General features: G+C 68.5%; 18 protein-coding genes and 1 tRNA gene. 5 read left to right on the top strand and 14 right to left on the bottom strand.

What is annotated here, in order from left to right; all coding sequences use genetic code 11:
• Positions 1-3 precede the first annotated feature (3 nt).
• Together AC1RRF_RS11305 and AC1RRF_RS11300 are read left to right on the top strand one after the other, a co-directional pair.
• On the top strand, positions 4-483 hold the full coding sequence (locus tag AC1RRF_RS11305) for a hypothetical protein (protein ID WP_492834526.1): 480 nt from the start codon (positions 4-6) through the stop codon (positions 481-483).
• Complete coding sequence (locus AC1RRF_RS11300) at positions 425-691, top strand: hypothetical protein (protein WP_291834910.1); 267 nt, start codon at positions 425-427, stop codon at positions 689-691. Before AC1RRF_RS11305 ends, AC1RRF_RS11300 begins: the two co-directional genes overlap by 59 nt.
• A gap of 7 nt (positions 692-698) precedes the next feature.
• Here the strand turns inward: AC1RRF_RS11300 and AC1RRF_RS11295 are convergent, their stop codons facing one another.
• Positions 699-1,991 carry a hypothetical protein gene (locus tag AC1RRF_RS11295; RefSeq protein ID WP_492834525.1) on the bottom strand — a complete coding sequence of 431 codons (1,293 nt, stop codon included), beginning with the start codon at positions 1,989-1,991 and terminating at the stop codon, positions 699-701.
• Between the two features lie 249 nt (positions 1,992-2,240).
• Here AC1RRF_RS11295 and AC1RRF_RS11290 point away from each other — a divergent pair.
• Both AC1RRF_RS11290 and AC1RRF_RS11285 read left to right on the top strand, forming a co-directional pair.
• A tRNA-Arg gene (locus AC1RRF_RS11290) sits at positions 2,241-2,317 on the top strand.
• A 282-nt stretch (positions 2,318-2,599) separates the two neighbouring features.
• Positions 2,600-3,676 (top strand): hypothetical protein, encoded by a 1,077-nt coding sequence (locus AC1RRF_RS11285; protein ID WP_492834524.1) that lies wholly within the window; start codon positions 2,600-2,602, stop codon positions 3,674-3,676.
• Between the two features lie 88 nt (positions 3,677-3,764).
• Here the strand turns inward: AC1RRF_RS11285 and AC1RRF_RS11280 are convergent, their stop codons facing one another.
• Complete coding sequence (locus tag AC1RRF_RS11280; RefSeq protein ID WP_492834523.1) at positions 3,765-4,484, bottom strand: hypothetical protein; 720 nt, start codon at positions 4,482-4,484, stop codon at positions 3,765-3,767.
• Positions 4,485-4,655: 171 nt separating this feature from the next.
• Here AC1RRF_RS11280 and AC1RRF_RS11275 point away from each other — a divergent pair, with 171 nt between their 5' ends.
• The gene (locus AC1RRF_RS11275; RefSeq protein WP_492834522.1) at positions 4,656-6,392 is read left to right on the top strand and encodes a class I adenylate-forming enzyme family protein; all 1,737 of its coding nucleotides are present in this window, start codon (positions 4,656-4,658) and stop codon (positions 6,390-6,392) included.
• Here AC1RRF_RS11275 and AC1RRF_RS11270 read toward each other — a convergent pair.
• Genes AC1RRF_RS11270 through AC1RRF_RS11215 form a run of 12 tightly spaced genes read right to left on the bottom strand, consistent with a single transcriptional unit; the run spans position 6,389 to position 15,933 of the window.
• Positions 6,389-6,847: a chemotaxis protein CheE gene (locus AC1RRF_RS11270; protein ID WP_492834521.1), complete on the bottom strand. Its 459-nt coding sequence runs from the start codon at positions 6,845-6,847 to the stop codon at positions 6,389-6,391. The genes AC1RRF_RS11275 and AC1RRF_RS11270 overlap by 4 nt on opposite strands.
• Positions 6,844-7,455 (bottom strand): response regulator, encoded by a 612-nt coding sequence (locus tag AC1RRF_RS11265; protein WP_492834520.1) that lies wholly within the window; start codon positions 7,453-7,455, stop codon positions 6,844-6,846. Before AC1RRF_RS11265 ends, AC1RRF_RS11270 begins: the two co-directional genes overlap by 4 nt.
• A gap of 4 nt (positions 7,456-7,459) precedes the next feature.
• Complete coding sequence (locus AC1RRF_RS11260) at positions 7,460-7,810, bottom strand: DUF8776 family protein (RefSeq protein WP_492834519.1); 351 nt, start codon at positions 7,808-7,810, stop codon at positions 7,460-7,462.
• Entirely contained in the window at positions 7,810-8,361 is a 552-nt protein-coding gene (locus AC1RRF_RS11255) for a chemotaxis protein CheD (RefSeq protein ID WP_492834518.1), read from the bottom strand. The genes AC1RRF_RS11260 and AC1RRF_RS11255 overlap by 1 nt, the downstream gene beginning before the upstream one ends.
• Complete coding sequence (locus AC1RRF_RS11250) at positions 8,358-8,747, bottom strand: response regulator (RefSeq protein WP_291836802.1); 390 nt, start codon at positions 8,745-8,747, stop codon at positions 8,358-8,360. The genes AC1RRF_RS11255 and AC1RRF_RS11250 overlap by 4 nt, the downstream gene beginning before the upstream one ends.
• A 10-nt stretch (positions 8,748-8,757) precedes the next feature.
• Positions 8,758-9,810, bottom strand: a complete 1,053-nt coding sequence (locus AC1RRF_RS11245) for a protein-glutamate methylesterase/protein-glutamine glutaminase (RefSeq protein ID WP_492834517.1) — start codon at positions 9,808-9,810, stop codon at positions 8,758-8,760.
• Positions 9,807-10,670, bottom strand: coding sequence for a CheR family methyltransferase (locus AC1RRF_RS11240; protein WP_492834516.1), 864 nt, complete (start codon positions 10,668-10,670; stop codon positions 9,807-9,809). The genes AC1RRF_RS11245 and AC1RRF_RS11240 overlap by 4 nt, the downstream gene beginning before the upstream one ends.
• Positions 10,667-11,128 carry a chemotaxis protein CheW gene (locus tag AC1RRF_RS11235; protein ID WP_492834515.1) on the bottom strand — a complete coding sequence of 154 codons (462 nt, stop codon included), beginning with the start codon at positions 11,126-11,128 and terminating at the stop codon, positions 10,667-10,669. The genes AC1RRF_RS11240 and AC1RRF_RS11235 overlap by 4 nt, the downstream gene beginning before the upstream one ends.
• Before the next feature lie 3 nt (positions 11,129-11,131).
• Positions 11,132-13,360, bottom strand: a complete 2,229-nt coding sequence (locus AC1RRF_RS11230) for a chemotaxis protein CheA (protein ID WP_492834514.1) — start codon at positions 13,358-13,360, stop codon at positions 11,132-11,134.
• A gap of 13 nt (positions 13,361-13,373) precedes the next feature.
• On the bottom strand, positions 13,374-13,739 hold the full coding sequence (locus tag AC1RRF_RS11225) for a response regulator (protein WP_492834513.1): 366 nt from the start codon (positions 13,737-13,739) through the stop codon (positions 13,374-13,376).
• Positions 13,736-14,032, bottom strand: a complete 297-nt coding sequence (locus tag AC1RRF_RS11220; protein WP_492834512.1) for an STAS domain-containing protein — start codon at positions 14,030-14,032, stop codon at positions 13,736-13,738. Before AC1RRF_RS11220 ends, AC1RRF_RS11225 begins: the two co-directional genes overlap by 4 nt.
• Positions 14,032-15,933, bottom strand: coding sequence for a methyl-accepting chemotaxis protein (locus AC1RRF_RS11215; protein ID WP_492834807.1), 1,902 nt, complete (start codon positions 15,931-15,933; stop codon positions 14,032-14,034). The genes AC1RRF_RS11220 and AC1RRF_RS11215 overlap by 1 nt, the downstream gene beginning before the upstream one ends.
• Between the last annotated feature and the right edge of the window lie 9 nt (positions 15,934-15,942).

Below are 15,942 nucleotides of genomic sequence, written 5' to 3'. Positions count from 1 at the left end.
CGCGTGACCACAATCGTGATCATCGCCATCACCCTCGCGGGTGTGCTGGCCCTGTTCCGCTTCGGCGGATGGGAAGAGCGCGCCGTCGGCGTGATGGTTCTGGCCCTGCTGATCCTCGTCCGCGTCGTGGAGCCGATCCAGATCGGCACCCTGCGCGCCGGAGTGGCGGGGCTGGAGATCGCCTTCCTGTTCGCGATCCTGTGGCTGACCTACGTCCGTGATCGCTGGTGGCTGACCGCCCTGGCCGGCTTCCAGCTGATCTCGGTTCTGACCCACGTCGTACCCGTGCTGGCCGCCGGCCGGCACTTCGCATGGACCGCCATCACCATCCGCCTGGAGGTGTGGCTACTGATTTGTATAACTTTCTTCGTCGGCGCCTGGGAAGCCTGGGCCGCGCGACGCTTTGCCCGGGAGGGCGGGTTACATGACCAAGACAAACATCGATCAAGCCTGGTCGATCTGGACGCAATCCAGCGGCCCTGACACCAGCGACGAGGTCCGGCGCGCCCGCGCCGAGGCCCAGATCCTCGACCAGAAACCGGAGACGCCCAAGCATGCGGCGATGATCCTGGAAGTGCTTCAGGACAACCTGCGCGCCGGCAGCCGGACGGATGATCGGGACCTGGGCGCCCTGGCCCGACTGACCGCCTTCATGCGGCGGCTGGACCAGGACCCCCGCGTCGCCGGCTGAGGCGCGCTCAGTCCGTCAGGTCGGCCGGCAGGATTTGGCTGGACAGCAGGGTCTCCATGCCCCGCCAGTGATCCGGTCCCTGCCGCTCGACCCAGGCTTGAACCACATCCCGACCGAGGCCGTAGTTGATGATGTAGCTGCGGTAGGTGTCGATGAAGCGCAGGCGCTGGGTGGCCTTGGCGCGGTCGGCGAGGGTGTATTTCATCAGCCGCTCGATGCTGTCGTCGCGGCTGATGCGGCCGGCCAGATAGTCGTCGGCGATGGTGTACTCGGCCCTCGCCAGGCGGCGGGTCAGCGCGCCCAGCCGGGCCTTCTTCTCCGCCGTCGCCGGATCCAGGCCGGCCAGGGGGAACAGCACCTCACGCTCGAACCGGGTTCCCTCGTCACCGGGGAAGGCCAGGTCGATGCCGTAGTTGGCGCTGCCCTCGGCGACAAAGGACATGGGGCTGAACAGCGGATAGACGCTCATCTCCACCCAACCCCGGCCGCGCACGAAGGTCTGTTCCAGCAGGGCGTTGTAGACGTGGTGGCCGGGATAGCCCTCGTGGCAGCCCAGATCGATGGCGCGCTCGGTATAGATCGGGAAGTCGGCGTTGATCTCGATCTTGGACTGCGAATTGCCCTGATAATAATTGTACCCCGACCACGGCTTGTCGCCGACGAAGGCGAGGGTGAAGTTCTCATCGGCGGGCAGACGGATGTGCCGGACGGTCCGGGCGCGGCATTCGGCGATGGCGGCGTCCATGACGACCTGAAGCCGATCCTTCGGAATGATGTAGTGCGACTTGAACTCGGTCACCCGGTCCGACAGGGCGCCGGGGCCGGGGAGCAGGGCGTCGATCTGGGCCAGCACGGGATCGTAGTCACTCAGAGGTTTCAGTTCGGGGCGCACGCCGAACAGGGCGAAGGCCTCGTCGGCGAAACCCATCTTCTCGCCCGACAGCATGCGAAGGCGGGCCGAGGCCGCCGAGACGTGGGCCAGCAGATAGGCCTTGCGCTGGACGGTCATGGCCTCCGCGCCGGTCGTCGAGATGGCGTTCAACCGCTCGGTCAGCGTCGCCGCGCCCTGGATCAACTGGGGCACGGTGCGGGGGTTGGCATGGGCCGCCGCCTGCCACTCGGCCGGGCCGTAGTAGGCGTCGACATAGCCGGGCTCGCGCTCTCCGATCTCCAGGATCAGGGCGACATAGTCGCGGGCCACCGCGTCCAGGGTGTCACCCCCCGGTCCGGTCGGCGCCGCCGCCGGTGCGGTGGCGCAGGCCCCCACGAGACAGAGCAGGGCGAGAATGAGGGCGCGCATCGGAACCTCCCGTCGATGAAGCAGCGGCAGGCTAGACCATTTTTGCTTCAGGGCGACCCGCCCTGAATCCAAAAAATGGTCCAGCATCGTCGAGGAGCGAAATCTGAGCTGCACGGGACCGATGTCCCGCACCGCCGATTTCGCCCTAGGCCCGCAGCGCCGTCCGGCCAAGAGCGGTCATGCTTTCGGGATTGAGGGCGGGCCGCTCATCCTGTAGAGGCCTTGCCTCCGGCGTTCTCGCCGCCAGACGCACCCGTAGCTCAGCTGGATAGAGTACTGCCCTCCGAAGGCAGGGGTCAGAGGTTCGAATCCTCTCGGGTGCGCCATTTCTCCTTTGTTTTTGATCAGTCCGCCCAGCGCTGCACCGATCAGCGTGAGTGCAGCGAAGCAACTGGTGAAAATCTGCTCGTTGCAGAGGACAAGGCGCCAGCAGAGTCCCGGACAAACGTTCACGCTACGTTGTCTGAGCCAAGGAGCTGAAACTCCCACGCCCCCTCAAGCGTCGGCAGAGCTCGCCAGTTCGACTAGCACCTGCTTCGAACTGCAATAGGAACAGATTGGGGCCTTCGCCCAGGTGACTACGCTATCGCTCACGCCGCACCCCCCGGTTGACCAAAACCAACCTCTCGCGCGAAGCTGCCATCCTTCGCGTGGGGGAGAACCCGTTGACGTCACAGCCCGGCCAGACGCCGCCCCAGCCGGGGCTGAACCAGCTTCGAGTTCGTGTGTCGCCGTATCGCGGACGGAACCGCCAGCTCAAGACCGACTTGGAGATGCTCAAAGCTATCCAGGCGATTACGGATGCTCGGGCGCTTGGTGAGAACGATGAGATCGGCCTGAATGCCCACCTTAAAGCCGCCGGCGAAGGCAGCTTCTGGTGGCTCTTCGATATCGAGACGTTCAAGCTTTCACGCAAGCGCGTGAGAGGCAAATCGGACTGGATGGATCTCCACCCCAACCACCCATGGAACGAACTTCCGTCGACATGGAGTGACCCCGACTTGGGCCTCGACTACCTCCTTAAGGCGATCGAGTTTGGGGGCGAGATCACAGCAGACTGGGTTCGGCTCGGCTGGCCAAAGAAGACCCACTACGTCGTCGAACCGGGCGGAAAGCTTCGGATGGTCGACAACTCGCCAAAGACTGCTTGGATCATTCGGGACGCCCTACTTCGCCGGCGCCTGGAAAGCCTGCGATCGATCTTGAGCTCAACCGATAGTAACTTGACGCTGACGACAATGCGGCGCGAGGTCACCCTTTCCACCCATCACATTGACCAGATGCTGAGCTACGGTCATCGGAAGCCCGGCATTTCTGACACTCGACCCGGTGAAATGATCTTCGATTTTCACCGCGCCTCGCACCTTCACCATATCCGCGTGATCATCGGCGGTGAGAGCGTCCGGGTGCCGTGCAGCGACCAGCGTTTCTTGCGCATGCTCACAATGTCCGGCAGCGACCTCGAGGGCGGACAGATCGCCTGCGTCGCCGGCCTGCCGGATGTCGATGCCAGTGTCGGTCTGTCGATCGCCCGTATTTCGGCCTATCGCCAGCTCGGCGACGACCGCTGGATCGAACCGGATGGATCCGATGACCCGTCTGGGTCCGGCGGAGGCGGCGGGGGTCTCTCTCCGACCTCCGGTTCCGATCCGTTGCGCCCCATTGGTTCTTCGCCGGCTCATTAAACGCGCCCCCGGGTGCCGCCCCCGGCGGATCACGACTAACATTCATCCATGTGATCGTGGCTGCCTCCAACGCACCGGCTCACTCCCTTCAGGGCTCAACGGCGAGGTGTGCCTTGTAGGCCCGATTCAGCGCCGTACGCGTGCGCGTCAGCAGCTTTCGCACGCCACCCAGCGCCGCCTTGTCAGGCTGCACGGCGGGCACCTGTTTCTCGATAGCCTCGAGTGCGGTGTCGAGGGTTGCTGTGACACGCCTCAGATCATTCAGGGCCAAGCGGCCGCCGTCGACAAGGTTCTTCATCGCCAGCGCATCCAGCGTGGGTTTCAGGCCAGCCAGCCTGGTGCGCGCGTAAGGGACGTTCTCCTTTGTCCAGCCCTGTGTGCCCGACAGATGGGCCTCCAACTCAACGACGGTCTTGAGCTCGTCAGCAACTACGACAATGGACTTCAGATCGAGGCGCTCGCCCTCCCACAGCAGGCGACGTCGCTCCCGTTCCAGGGCCCGCGCATCCTCCTGACGAGCCACCTCCGTCGCGGCGTGCTGGCGCTGGACCACGACTAGCGCGATGTGAGCGGAGGCAAAGATCGCCACCACGCTACCGATCCCCTGCAACCAAGCCGCGGTGCTGGTCGAGGTCAGTACTTGCAGCACCCTGTCATCCGGTGCAGCGATAGCTAATAGCGCCATCAACCAAGCCCCGCACAATCCGGTGATGATCCATTCAGTCAGCTTCATGCGGTAAAGCTGCCATGGGCGAATGGTAATCGCCAAGCCTGCGCCGCCACGCACCGAAAAGCGGTCGCCTGACATGCCCGCGCGTACTGCGTCTCCCGAAGGCGTCGCCCGGCGCGCAGCGATCCGGCGCCCAGGTCCGCGACCGACCGCCCTGCGACCAACTGAACCTTGATCAGGTTCTGTAATCGGGGTCACTGTGGCGTCAGACCAGACCGCGAAAAGCGGCGGCTCCCAGGAAAGCGCTCCATGACCGACTCCACCGCCCGCCCGTGGCCCGCCTTGACCCTGGCCCAGGCCACCGGAGCCCTGACGGCGCCGGGGTCGCCGTTCGAGTTGGCCGACGCGGTGATCGAGGGGCGACCATACAAGGTGTGGAAGAACGCGCCGCCGACGCTGCTGCATTCCTTCATGGCCGGACGACAGTGGGGCGGGAGAACCTTCATCGTCTATGGCGACGAACGGGTGTCGTTCGAGGCCTTCGCACGCGCCACCCTGGCGCTAGCCGCGGACCTGAAGGCGCACGGGGTGAAGAAGGGCGACCGGGTCGCCATCGCCATGCGCAACCTGCCGGAATGGCCCGTCGCCTTCTTCGCCTCCACCCTGCTGGGGGCCATCGCCACGCCCCTGAACGCCTGGTGGACCGGGGCGGAGCTGGCCTACGGACTGGCGGACTCGGGCAGCACGGTCGCCGTCGTCGACATCGAGCGGCTGGAACGGATCGCGCCCCACCTGCCGGAGCTGACCGCCCTGACCGACGTGCTGGTCTGCCGCGGAACCGAGGCGGTCGGCGATCCGCGCGTGCGCCGGCTGGAGGCCGTCGTCGGCGCCCCGGCGACGTGGGCGGACCTGCCCCCGGGCGAGATGCCCGGCATCCCGCTGGACCCCGAGGATGCGGCGGCGATCTTCTACACTTCCGGCACCACGGGCTTCCCCAAGGGGGCGCTGGGCACCCATCGGAACGCCGGTTGCGGCGCGGTGGCGGGGCTGTACTCCTATGTCCGCAGCTTCGTGCGCCGGGGCGAGGCGCCGCCGACGCCGGACCCGGCGGCCCCGGCCAAGGTCGGGCTGGTGTCCATCCCCTTCTTCCACACGACGGGCTGCAACGCCCTGCTGCTGCCCGCGCTGGTGACGGGGCAGACGCTGGTCTGCCAGCGACGGTTCGACGCCGCCGAGGCGCTGATGCTGATCGAGCGGGAGAAGATCAACCTGATCGGCGGGGTGCCGACGGTGGCCATCCAGCTGCTGCAGCATCCGGACCGGGACAAGTACGATCTGTCCTCGCTGGAGACCGTGACCTACGGCGGGGCGGCGGCGCCGACGGACCTGGTGCGCCAGATCGCCGACCGGACCAGCGCCTCGCCGGGATCGGGCTGGGGCATGACCGAGACCTCGGCCACCCACACCCATCATTTCGGCGAGGACTATCTGCATCGCCCGGACAGCTGCGGCCCGGCCATGCCGGTCAGCGCCATCCGCGTGGTCGGCCCCGACGGCGCGGACCTGCCGACGGGCGAGGTCGGCGAGCTTCTGGCCTACGGACCCAATGTGGTGAAGGGCTACTGGAACCGGCCGGAGGACACCGCCGCGACCTTCGTCGACGGCTGGGTCCACACCGGCGACCTGGCGCGGATCGACGAGGAGGGCTTCTGCTTCATCGTCGATCGCAAGAAGGACATCATCATCCGCGGCGGCGAGAACATCTACTGCCAGGAGGTCGAGGCGGTGCTGTTCGACCATCCGGCGGTGGCCGAGGCCGCCCTGATCGCCCGGCCGCATCCGGTGCTGGGCGAAGAGCCCGTCGCCGTGGTCTCGCTGGCGCCCGGCCAGACGGTGGACGCGGCGACGCTGAAGGCCCTGACGGCGGCCCGGCTGGCGGCGTTCAAGACGCCGGTGGAGATCTTCGTGGTCGATGAACCCCTGCCCCGCAACGCGGCGGGCAAGGTGGTCAAGGCCGAGCTGAAGGCGCGGTTCGCGGGCGGCTAGGCCGCCGCCGTGAACGCGCCCAGCACGCTGCGGAGTCCCGCCAGCAGGATGTCGGACTCCGCCCCGGCCTTGCAGCCGCCCGTGTGGATCAGGCGCAGGGCCTTCACATGCACCTCGACCGCCGGCCAGTTCCACGGCGCGGGCGCGCGCATGCGGTCGCTGAGGTCGCACAGGCTGTAGCCGGCGCTGTACAGCGGGCCGGTGTCGAAGAAGCCCGCCAGGTCGACCAGGGCGGCGGCCAACACATAGACCCGATCCCGGCCCTCAGGCGCGGCGGCCATGCACAGGTCTTCCAGCTGGCCGATCAGACGGCCGAGGTCCGCCATGATGTCGGCCTTGTGGCTCTGCAGACCGGCCTCGGCCAGGCGCTGGGCGTCGGCGATCGTGCGGCCGCCCGGGCGCTCCAGCTGTTTGGCCAGCGAACTCTTGATCTTGGTGGTGCGAACCTGGGTCACAGGGCCACCCTCATGGGCTTCATCAGCATGTCGATATCGGACTGATCCATATTCGCCTCCGCCGGTTCGCCCACATGGGTGGACAGGTCGCCGGCGCGGCGGCCGGGCTCGCCGAGCGGCGGGCCGAAATTGCGCACCCGGCGGTCGGGGCCGACGTAGGTCTCGCACTCCACGAATTCGCGCTCGTCCCCGCCTAGCCAGAGGATCCGGCGCAGCAGCACCGTCGGGGTCAGGGGCTTGGCGACCACGAAGCTGGCGCCGCAGTCGCGGCTCTTCTGGATGCTGGACTGGGCCGCGTGGCCGGTCAGCATGATCACCGGCGTGTGCCGGGTCGGCGCGGGCGTCTCGCGACGCAGCCAGCGGGTGAAGTCATAGCCGTCCATCTCGGGCATCGAGCAGTCGACCAGGATCAGGTCCACGGCGCGGCGTTTGACGATCTCGGCCGCCTCGGCCGCGCTCTCGCACTTGATCTGCTCCTTCACGCCGAAGCCGTGGAAGATCGAGCTGAGCATATCCAGCGACTTGGGATTGTCGTCGATCAGCAGGACCGTCGAGTGCTCGAGGTTGACCCGGGTGTTGGCGGCGGACGGGGAGGAAGCGGCGGACATGGGATCAGTCGAACAGCAGGACATCGCCCGAGGCGGGCGGCGGGTGGGCGGCGGCGGGCGGCGATGCGGGCGTCTCGCCCTTCAGGCGGACAGCCACGTCGGCCAGCAGGACGGTGGAGACGGCGTCGGCCGAGGTCTGGCCGTCGGACAGGCCGTGCAGAACGCCCGCCACGGCGTCGAGGCGCTGGATCAGCGCGTCGAGCGCCTGGGCGTCGGTCAGGGCCTCGGCCCGGTCCTCGACGGGCAGGCGACGCACCAGGTCGGAAACAAGAGTGGACATGCGGTCCACGCCCGCGCGGACGTCGCCGATCTCGGCGGCAAGGGCCGCGAGCAGGGCGGGCGCGTCCGCGGGCATCAGAACAGCTCCAGTTCGCCGCCGGCGACGACCGGCGGAGGAACGGGCACGGGACGCGTCGAGACGGTGGCGGCGTCGGTCACGCCGCGCTGCAGGGCGCGGCCGCTGACGGGCCAATAGTGCAGGCGGCGTCCGCCGGCGCCGCGCAGGCTGCCGCCGATGACGCGGATGCCTTCATCGCGCAGGAAGCGTTCGGCGAAGTCGGCGTTGGCCACGCCCACGTCGCGCAGGCTGTCGAACATGCGGCCGCCGCCGAACAGCTTGGCCTCCAGCCGCTCGCGACGAGCGCCCGCCTTGATCAGTTCGTTGATCAGCAGCTCCATCGCATAGGCGCCGTAGCGGCGGCCCGCGTCCGTGCCGGCGCCCGCGCCGTCCGGCAGCAGGAAGTGGTTCATGCCGCCGACGCCGGCCAGGGGGTCGGTCAGGCAGGCGGCGACGCAGGAGCCCAGCACCGTGGTCAGCATCACCGCCGGATCGGCCGTCACATGGTGCTCGCCCTGGCCGACATGGATGCGAATCTCGCCCCGATCAGAAGATTGGGCGGGGGTCATGTCAGGGGTCCGAACACGCCTTCCAGCTTCTCTTTCAGCTGGGCGACGGTGAAGGGTTTGACCAGGTAGTTGTTGACCCCGAATTGGACCGCGCGCTGGACCAGTTCGCGGTCGGCGCGGCCGGTCAGCATGATGAAGGCCGTCGTCTGGATCGGCGGGTGGGCGCGGATGGCGCGCAGCAGGCCCAGGCCGTCCAGGTTCGGCATGTTGAAGTCCGAGATCACCAGATGGACCGGCTTGGTCACGACTTCGCGCAGGGCGATCTCGCCGTCCGCGGCTTCACGGATTTCGCGCACGCCGAGCTGCTGCAGGCTGTTGCGGACCAGCGACCGCATGGTCAGCTGATCATCAACCACAAGGACATTCAGGGCGGCGGCGGAGGGCATGCGGAATCCTTCAGGCGGCAGGCGTTACGGCGCGGGGGGACGCGGCGCAGAGATCGAGGATGGCGGGACGGAGACGATGGAGCGGGAGCTGGCGCTCGACGGCGTCGATTTCATGGGCGGCGCGCGGCATGCCGTAGACGACCGAGGAATTCTCGTCCTGGCCCAGCGTCCGGGCTCCGGCGGCGCGCATCGCCAGCAGGCCCTGGGCCCCGTCCTTGCCCATGCCGGTCAGGATGACGCCGGTCATGGGACGGCCCAGGCGGGCGACCGAGTGGAACAGGACATCGACCGACGGGCGGTGGCCGTTGACGGTCTCGCTGCGCACCAGGCGGCAGCGCGGGGAGGCGCCCGAGACTTCCAGATGGGCCTCGCCGCCGGGAGCGATGTAGACGTGGCCGGGCTTCACCGGCGCGCCGTCCTCGGCCTCGGTGACGGTCGGGGCGCAGACCTTGTCCAGACGGGCGGCGAAGCTCTTGGTGAAGGTCGCCGGCATGTGCTGGGTGATGACCGTGGCCGGGCAGTCGGCGGGGAAGCCCTGCAGGATGGTCAGCAGAGCCTCGACGCCGCCGGTGGACGCGCCGATGGCGAGCACGTGGTTCGGGTCCGGACGATAGTCCGTCGCGACCGGCGGCGGGGCGGGCGGCGCGTCGCCCCGGGCGCGGACACGCGAGCGGCCGGCGGTCTTCACCTTGGTCGCCAGCTCGGCGAAGGCGGTGGCGGCGGGGGTGCCGTCCATGGGCTTCCCGATCGCGTCGACCGCGCCCATTTCCAGCGCCGCGACGGTCGTCTCCGCTCCGGCCTGGGTCAGGGTCGAGACCATGACCACCGGCATCGGCCGCAGGCGCATGATCTTCTCGAGGAATTCCAGCCCGTTCATGTTGGGCATCTCGACGTCGAGGGTGATGACGTCGGGGTTCAGCCGCTTGATCGCCTCGCGGGCCTCGAGCGGATCGGCGGCCGAGCCGACGACCTCGATCTCGGGATCGCGGCGCAGGGCGGCCGTCAGCAGCCCCCGCATGGTGGGGCTGTCGTCGACGACCAGGACGGTGACCGGACGGCTCATGCGGCGGTCCCGAGCTGGTAGGTGGTCAGGCCGCTGGTCTGCAGGCGGGACATCGCCGCGCCCGCGACACGCTCGGAGTGACCGATGTAGAGGGTGGCGCCCGGGTTCATCAGCGGGGTGAACCGGTTCCAGACCTTCTCCTGCGTGGCGTCGTCGAAATAGATGACCACGTTGCGGCAGAAGATGACGTCGAACCGACCCTTCATCGGCCAGTCGCCGATCAGGTTCAGCTCCTTGAACGACACCAGGCGCTTCAGCTGGGCTCCGGCGGTCCAGTTTCCACGGTCGGCGCGGTCGAAATACTTGCGCCACAGGGTGACCGGAGCCGGCTCCAGGGCCTCTTCGGAATAGGTCCCGTCGTGGCCCTGGGCGACCATGTTGGGGTCGATGTCGGTGGCGAGGATCTTCACGTCCAGGTCCGCCGCCTCGGGCAGGACGGACAGGATGGTCAGGGCCATCGAATAGGGCTCCTGCCCGTTCGAGCAGGCGGCCGACCACAGGCGCACCCGGCCGCCGGCGCGCGCGCGCTCGGCCAGGCGGGGCATCACCTTGTCCCTGAGGTGATCGAAATGGTGGGGCTCGCGATAGAAGCGGGTGACGTTTGTGGTCAGGGCCGCGGTCATCAGCTGGCGCTCGTCGACGCCCTCGGCGCCTTCGATCAGGGCGCAGTACTCGCGGAAACTGCGCAGGCCGAGCACGCGCAGGCGCTTGGCCAGGCGCGAATAGACCAGCGCGGCCTTGCCCTCGCCCAGCGCGATGCCGGCGTAGGAATGCAGGGTGTGAGCGATGTGGCGGAAGTCTTCCGGCGTGAGGACGAACTCGCCCTCGACCATCGACGACGCCCCGGTGGCTGACGTCATGCGGCTTCGGCTTCCGTTTCCGGCAGGATCATATCCAGCTCGATCAGGCTGATCATGCGGCCTTCGAGCGCGAAGATGCCCTTCACGAAGGTGCGCACATCGTCGCTGGCCACGTCGGGCGTCGGTTGCACCGTGCCCTCGGTCAGCTGGATGATGTCCGAGACGGCGTCGACCAGCAGGCCCACGGTGCGGCCGCCGATGTGGGCCACCATGATGACGTGGCGCGCCGTCGGGTCGGAGGTGCGCAGGCCGAAACGGGCGCCCAGATCGACGATCGGCAGCACGGCGCCGCGCAGGTTGATGACGCCCTTCATGTAGCCGGGCGAACGCGGCAGCGGGGTGGCGGGGGTCCAGCCGCGGATCTCGCGCACCGACATGATGTCGACGCAGAATTCCTGCTCGCCGATACGGAAGGCGATCAGTTCACGGACAGCGGCGTTGGTTTGCACTTCGGTCATGGATCAGCTCGCGAGCTTGAGTTCGGGACCCGACGTACGGCGACGGGCGTTGGCGACGATGGCGTCCACATCGAGGATCAGGGCGACGCGGCCGTCGCCGAGGATGGTGGCGGCGGCGACCCCGGGGACCTGCTGGTAGTTGGTCTCCAGGCTCTTGATGACGACCTGTCGCTGGCCCTGGATGGCGTCGACCATCAGGGCGGCGCGGGCGCCGGATTCGGTTTCGACGACCACCGCCACGCCCTGGCCGGAGGGCACCGGAGTGTCGCGGAAGCCCATGACCTGGGCCACGTCGACCAGGGGCACATAGCTGTCGCGGAAGCGGATGACCGCGTCGTGGCCCCCGACGTAGTGGATGTCCTCGGCGCGAGGGGTCAGGCTTTCGACGATATTGGTCAGGGGCGCGACCAGGGTCTGTTCAGCGGCGCCGACGACCATGCCGTCCAGCACCGCCAGTGTCAGCGGCAGGCTGAGGGTGAAGGTCGAGCCCTTGCCCGGGATCGAGCTGATCGAGATGCGGCCGCCCAGCGCCTGGATCGAGCGCTTGACCACGTCCATGCCCACGCCCCGGCCGGAGACGTCCGTGACGGTCTCGGCGGTCGAGAAGCCGGGCAGGAAGATCAGATTGTCGACCTCCTCATCGGTCAGGACCGCGTCCTCGGCGATCAGGCCGCGCGAAATGGCGATGCCCTTGACCCGTTCGCGGTTGATGCCGCGACCGTCGTCCGAAATCTCGATCACGATGCGGCCCGAGCGGTGCAGGGCGGCCAGATGGACCGTGCCCTCGGGGCTCTTGCCCGACGCCTCGCGATCGGCGGGCGTCTCCAGCCCGTGATCGATGGCGTTGCGCAGCATGTGGGTGATCGGCTCGGCGAGGCGCTCGACCACGGTCTTGTCGACCTCGGTGTCCTCGCCGGCGGTGACCAGCTTGACGCGCTTGCCGGTCATGTCGGCGACCTCGCGAACCAGGCGCGGCATGCGCTGGAACACCGACTTCACCGGCTGGGCCCGGATGGCCATGACGCTGTCCTGGATCTCGCGGGTCAGCAGTTCCAGGTCTTCCAGACCCATGAGCACGCCGGACGAGCGGGTCACGCCGCTTTCGGCGACGCGCTGGGCCAGCATGGCCTGCTGGATGACCAGCTCGCCGACGACGTTGATCAGGCGGTCGACGCGGTCCAGGTCGACGCGGATAGTGACGGGGGCCACCGCCGGCGGCGCGGCCGGCGCGTTGGCGGCGACCGGCGCCGGGGCGGCGGCTGCGACCACGGCTGCGGCTGCGGGAGGCGCGACGGGAGCGGCCTCGATCACCGGCGCGGGCGCGGGATCGGCGGCGCGAGCCAGCAGGGCGGCGATATCCAGGTCGGCGGGAGCCGGAGCGGCCAATTCAGGCAGCTCCGGCAGGGCCGGCAGATCGGGCAGGTCGTCCACGACCGGGGCCTCGCCCAGCGGGGCGATGCTGAGGTCGCAATCGCTCTCGACGAAATCAAACACCTCTCGCACGGCAGCCTCCTCGACAGCGGCAGTCAGGTCGATGGTCCAGATCAGGTGGTTCTCTTCAGCGATCAGCACGTCGAGGGCAGGGACGGCGCTGTCGTCCAGCGAGACCGAGATGGGTCCCAGACGGCCCAGTTCGCGCAACAGCAGACCAGTCTCGTTGGCGTTGGCGTACATGGCGCCGTGCGGCCGGAAGACCACGCGCCAACCGGAGGCGGCGGGGGCCGGCGCGGCCAGCGGCGGCAGGTCCAGAGACGGCAGATCCAGTGAAGGCAGGCCGACGGTCAGGGGAACGAAGCCGAAGTCGTCATCCTCATCCTCGGCGCCGGCGCCGGGAGCCGAGGCCTCGCCGTGGGTCAGGACTTCCATCTCGGCGACCAGGCCGGCGGAGCGGGCTTCATCGACCTCGGGGACGCGGCCTTGCGCGGCCGCGACGTGGTCAGCCAGGACGTCGGAGGCGCGCAGCAGGGTGCGGACGGTGATCTCGTCGCAGACCTTCCGGCCCGCGCGCAACTCATCCATCAGCGTCTCGAAGACGTGGGCGAACCGGACCAGGGCCTCGAGCCCGAAGGCCCCGGCGCCGCCCTTGACCGAGTGAACGGCCCGGAAGACGGCGTTGATGGTCTCGTTGTCGGTCTGACCCGACTCGAGCATCAGCAGCTTGGCCTCCAGGTCCGCGAGCAGCTCGTCGCATTCCTGGAAGAAGGTCGCCTTGATCGCTTCGAACGCGTCCACGTTTACCTCTGCCTCAGGCGGCGACGCGGCGGACGGCGTCCACCAGCTTCACCGGGTCGAAGGGTTTGACGATCCAGCCCGTCGCGCCGGCGGCGCGGGCGCGGGCCTTCTTCTCGGCGTCGCTCTCGGTGGTCAGCACCAGCACCGGGGTGTGGCGATGGTTCGGATCGGCGCGCACGCCCTCGATGACGCCGAAGCCGTCCATCCGGGGCATGTTGATGTCGGTGATCACCACATCGGCGCCGTTCGCGGCGAGCACCTCCAGGCCGTCAACGCCGTCGACGGCCTGGATGACGCGGTAGCCCGCCTCTTCCAGAGCCATCAGCAGCATGTCGCGCATGGTGCGGGAATCGTCGACGGTCAGAACAGTCTTGGTCACGCGGAAGCTCCCAGAGGAACGGTGTCGAAAGCGGCCGCGCCGAACGCGGCCCACTGGTCGGAGAAGACGGCGCCGTCGCCGGTCGTCACGGTCAGGACCTGGCCGTCAGCCGCCCACAGGGCGCGGGCCGACAGCAGCACCTGAAGGCACAGACCCCCCAGACGTTCGACCGCCGAGGCGTCGAGGGTCAGGGGACGCCCCCGCAAGGCCAGGAGCTCGGCCTGCAGGGGCCCCGCCGCACGGATGTCGAGCACCGCGGGAAGGACGAGGGAATGACCGGCGACGGCGCTCATCAGAACTCCTCCCAGCCGTCCTCGACGGCCTGCGGCTTGAGGGCGGCGCCGCCGCGTCCCATGGCCCGCATCTGCGGGACCGGAGCGTGGGCGTGGCGCGGCGCCGGAGCCGGCGCGCGCGTCTGGACGCTGCCGTCGCCGATGCGGAAGCGCGACACCGAGGAGGCCAGGCTTTCGGCCTCCTGGGACAGCGAGTGGCTGGCGGCGGTCGACTGCTCGACCATCGCGGCGTTCTGCTGGGTCACCTGGTCCATCTGGTTGACGGCGGTGTTGACCTGCTGGAGGCCGGTGGCCTGCTCCTGCGCCGAAGCGGCGATTTCGGAGACCAGGCTGTCGATCTCGGCGACGCGGCCGACGATCCGTTGCAGGGCTTCGCCGGTCTGGCCGACCAGTTGCACGCCCGACGCCACCTGGTTGGTCGAGGCCGAGATCAGGGTCTTGATCTCCTTGGCCGCTTCCGCCGAGCGCTGGGCCAGGGCCCGGACCTCGGAGGCCACGACCGCGAAGCCGCGGCCGGCGTCGCCGGCGCGGGCGGCTTCAACGCCCGCGTTCAGAGCCAGCAGGTTGGTCTGGAAGGCGATTTCGTCGATCACGCCGATGATCTGGCTGATCTGCTGGGCCGAGCGTTCGATGGCGCTCATGGCCTCGACGGCGTCGCGAACCACGATGCCCGAGGTCTCGGCGTCGCCGCGCGCGCCCTGGACCACGCTGGAGGCCTGACGGGCGCCCGAGGCGGTCTTGTTGACGGTGGCGGTGATCTGATCCAGCGCAGCGGCGGTCTCCTCAAGCGAGGCGGCCTGCTGTTCGGTGCGGCGCGACAGGTCGTCGGCGGCATGGCTGATCTCGCCCGAGCCCGACCGGATGGCCGAGACGTTGGAGACGACCACCGACATGGCGTCCTTCAGCTGGGCCATGGCCGCGTTGAAGTCCGACTGCAGCTTCACATAGTCGGTGGGGAAGGTCTGGGTCAGGCGATAGGTCAGGTCGCCGGCGCTGAGCTTCTCCAGGCCTTCGGCCAGGGCCGTAACGACGGCGGCCTGTTCCTCGGCCGCGGCCTCGGAGGCCGTCAGGTTGCGGCGACGCTCGGCCTCGGCCTTTTCACGGGCGTCGGCGGCTTCGGCCTCGACACGGATCTTGTCGATGGCGGCGTCGCGGAAGGCGATGATGGCCTGGGCCATGGCGCCGAACTCGTCCTTGCGGTCCGCTTCCGGCACTTGCAGCGCCGTGTCGCCGCCCATCAGGCGCTTCATGTGCTCGACCATCTTCATGACCGGGCCGCCGATGCCGCGCGTCAGGGCCATCCCGACCAGCAGCGACAGGACGATGGCGGCGGCGATGCCGATGGCCAAGGTCCACTCGGCCGTCAACATGGCGTTGTCATATTGCTTGCGGAGGCGGGCGAGATCCGCGTCATTGGTCGTCTTGATAGCGTCCAGCGCCTGTTCGACGGGCTCCATGACCTTGTCCGCCGAACCGTCACGGCCGACCATGGCCAGCGCCTGCGGGCGCGTGGCCGGATTGGCCGCCAGGGAGCGGCCGCCGGCGACGACATGTTCGTACCAAGTGTCGGCCGTGCGTTCGGCCGCGTCGATGTCGGCCACGCTGGCCCCCGCGGCGTTCTCGCGCATCTCCGCCAGCTTCGTCTTGAACGAATTGCGGTGAGCTTCGGCGCGTTGGATATAGTATTCGTCATTCGTGATCAGGAAGCCGCGGAAACTGTTTTCCTGACGCCCCATATAGTATTCGGCGGCGGCGGTGGCGCGGATCATGGCGTTCGCTTCAGACCGCTCGACCTGGGCCTTGGTCAAAGTCATCATTTGCAGGAAGACGACCGCGCCCATGACGGCGATCGCCGTCAGAACGCAGGCGAAGGCCAGGAACAGTTTCCGGCCGACGGGCATGTTGTTCAG

This window comes from Brevundimonas sp. GW821-FHT12C05, assembly GCF_058807475.1.
Note: the sequence above shows the minus strand (reverse complement) of the source record. Positions and strands in the feature narration are given on the sequence as shown.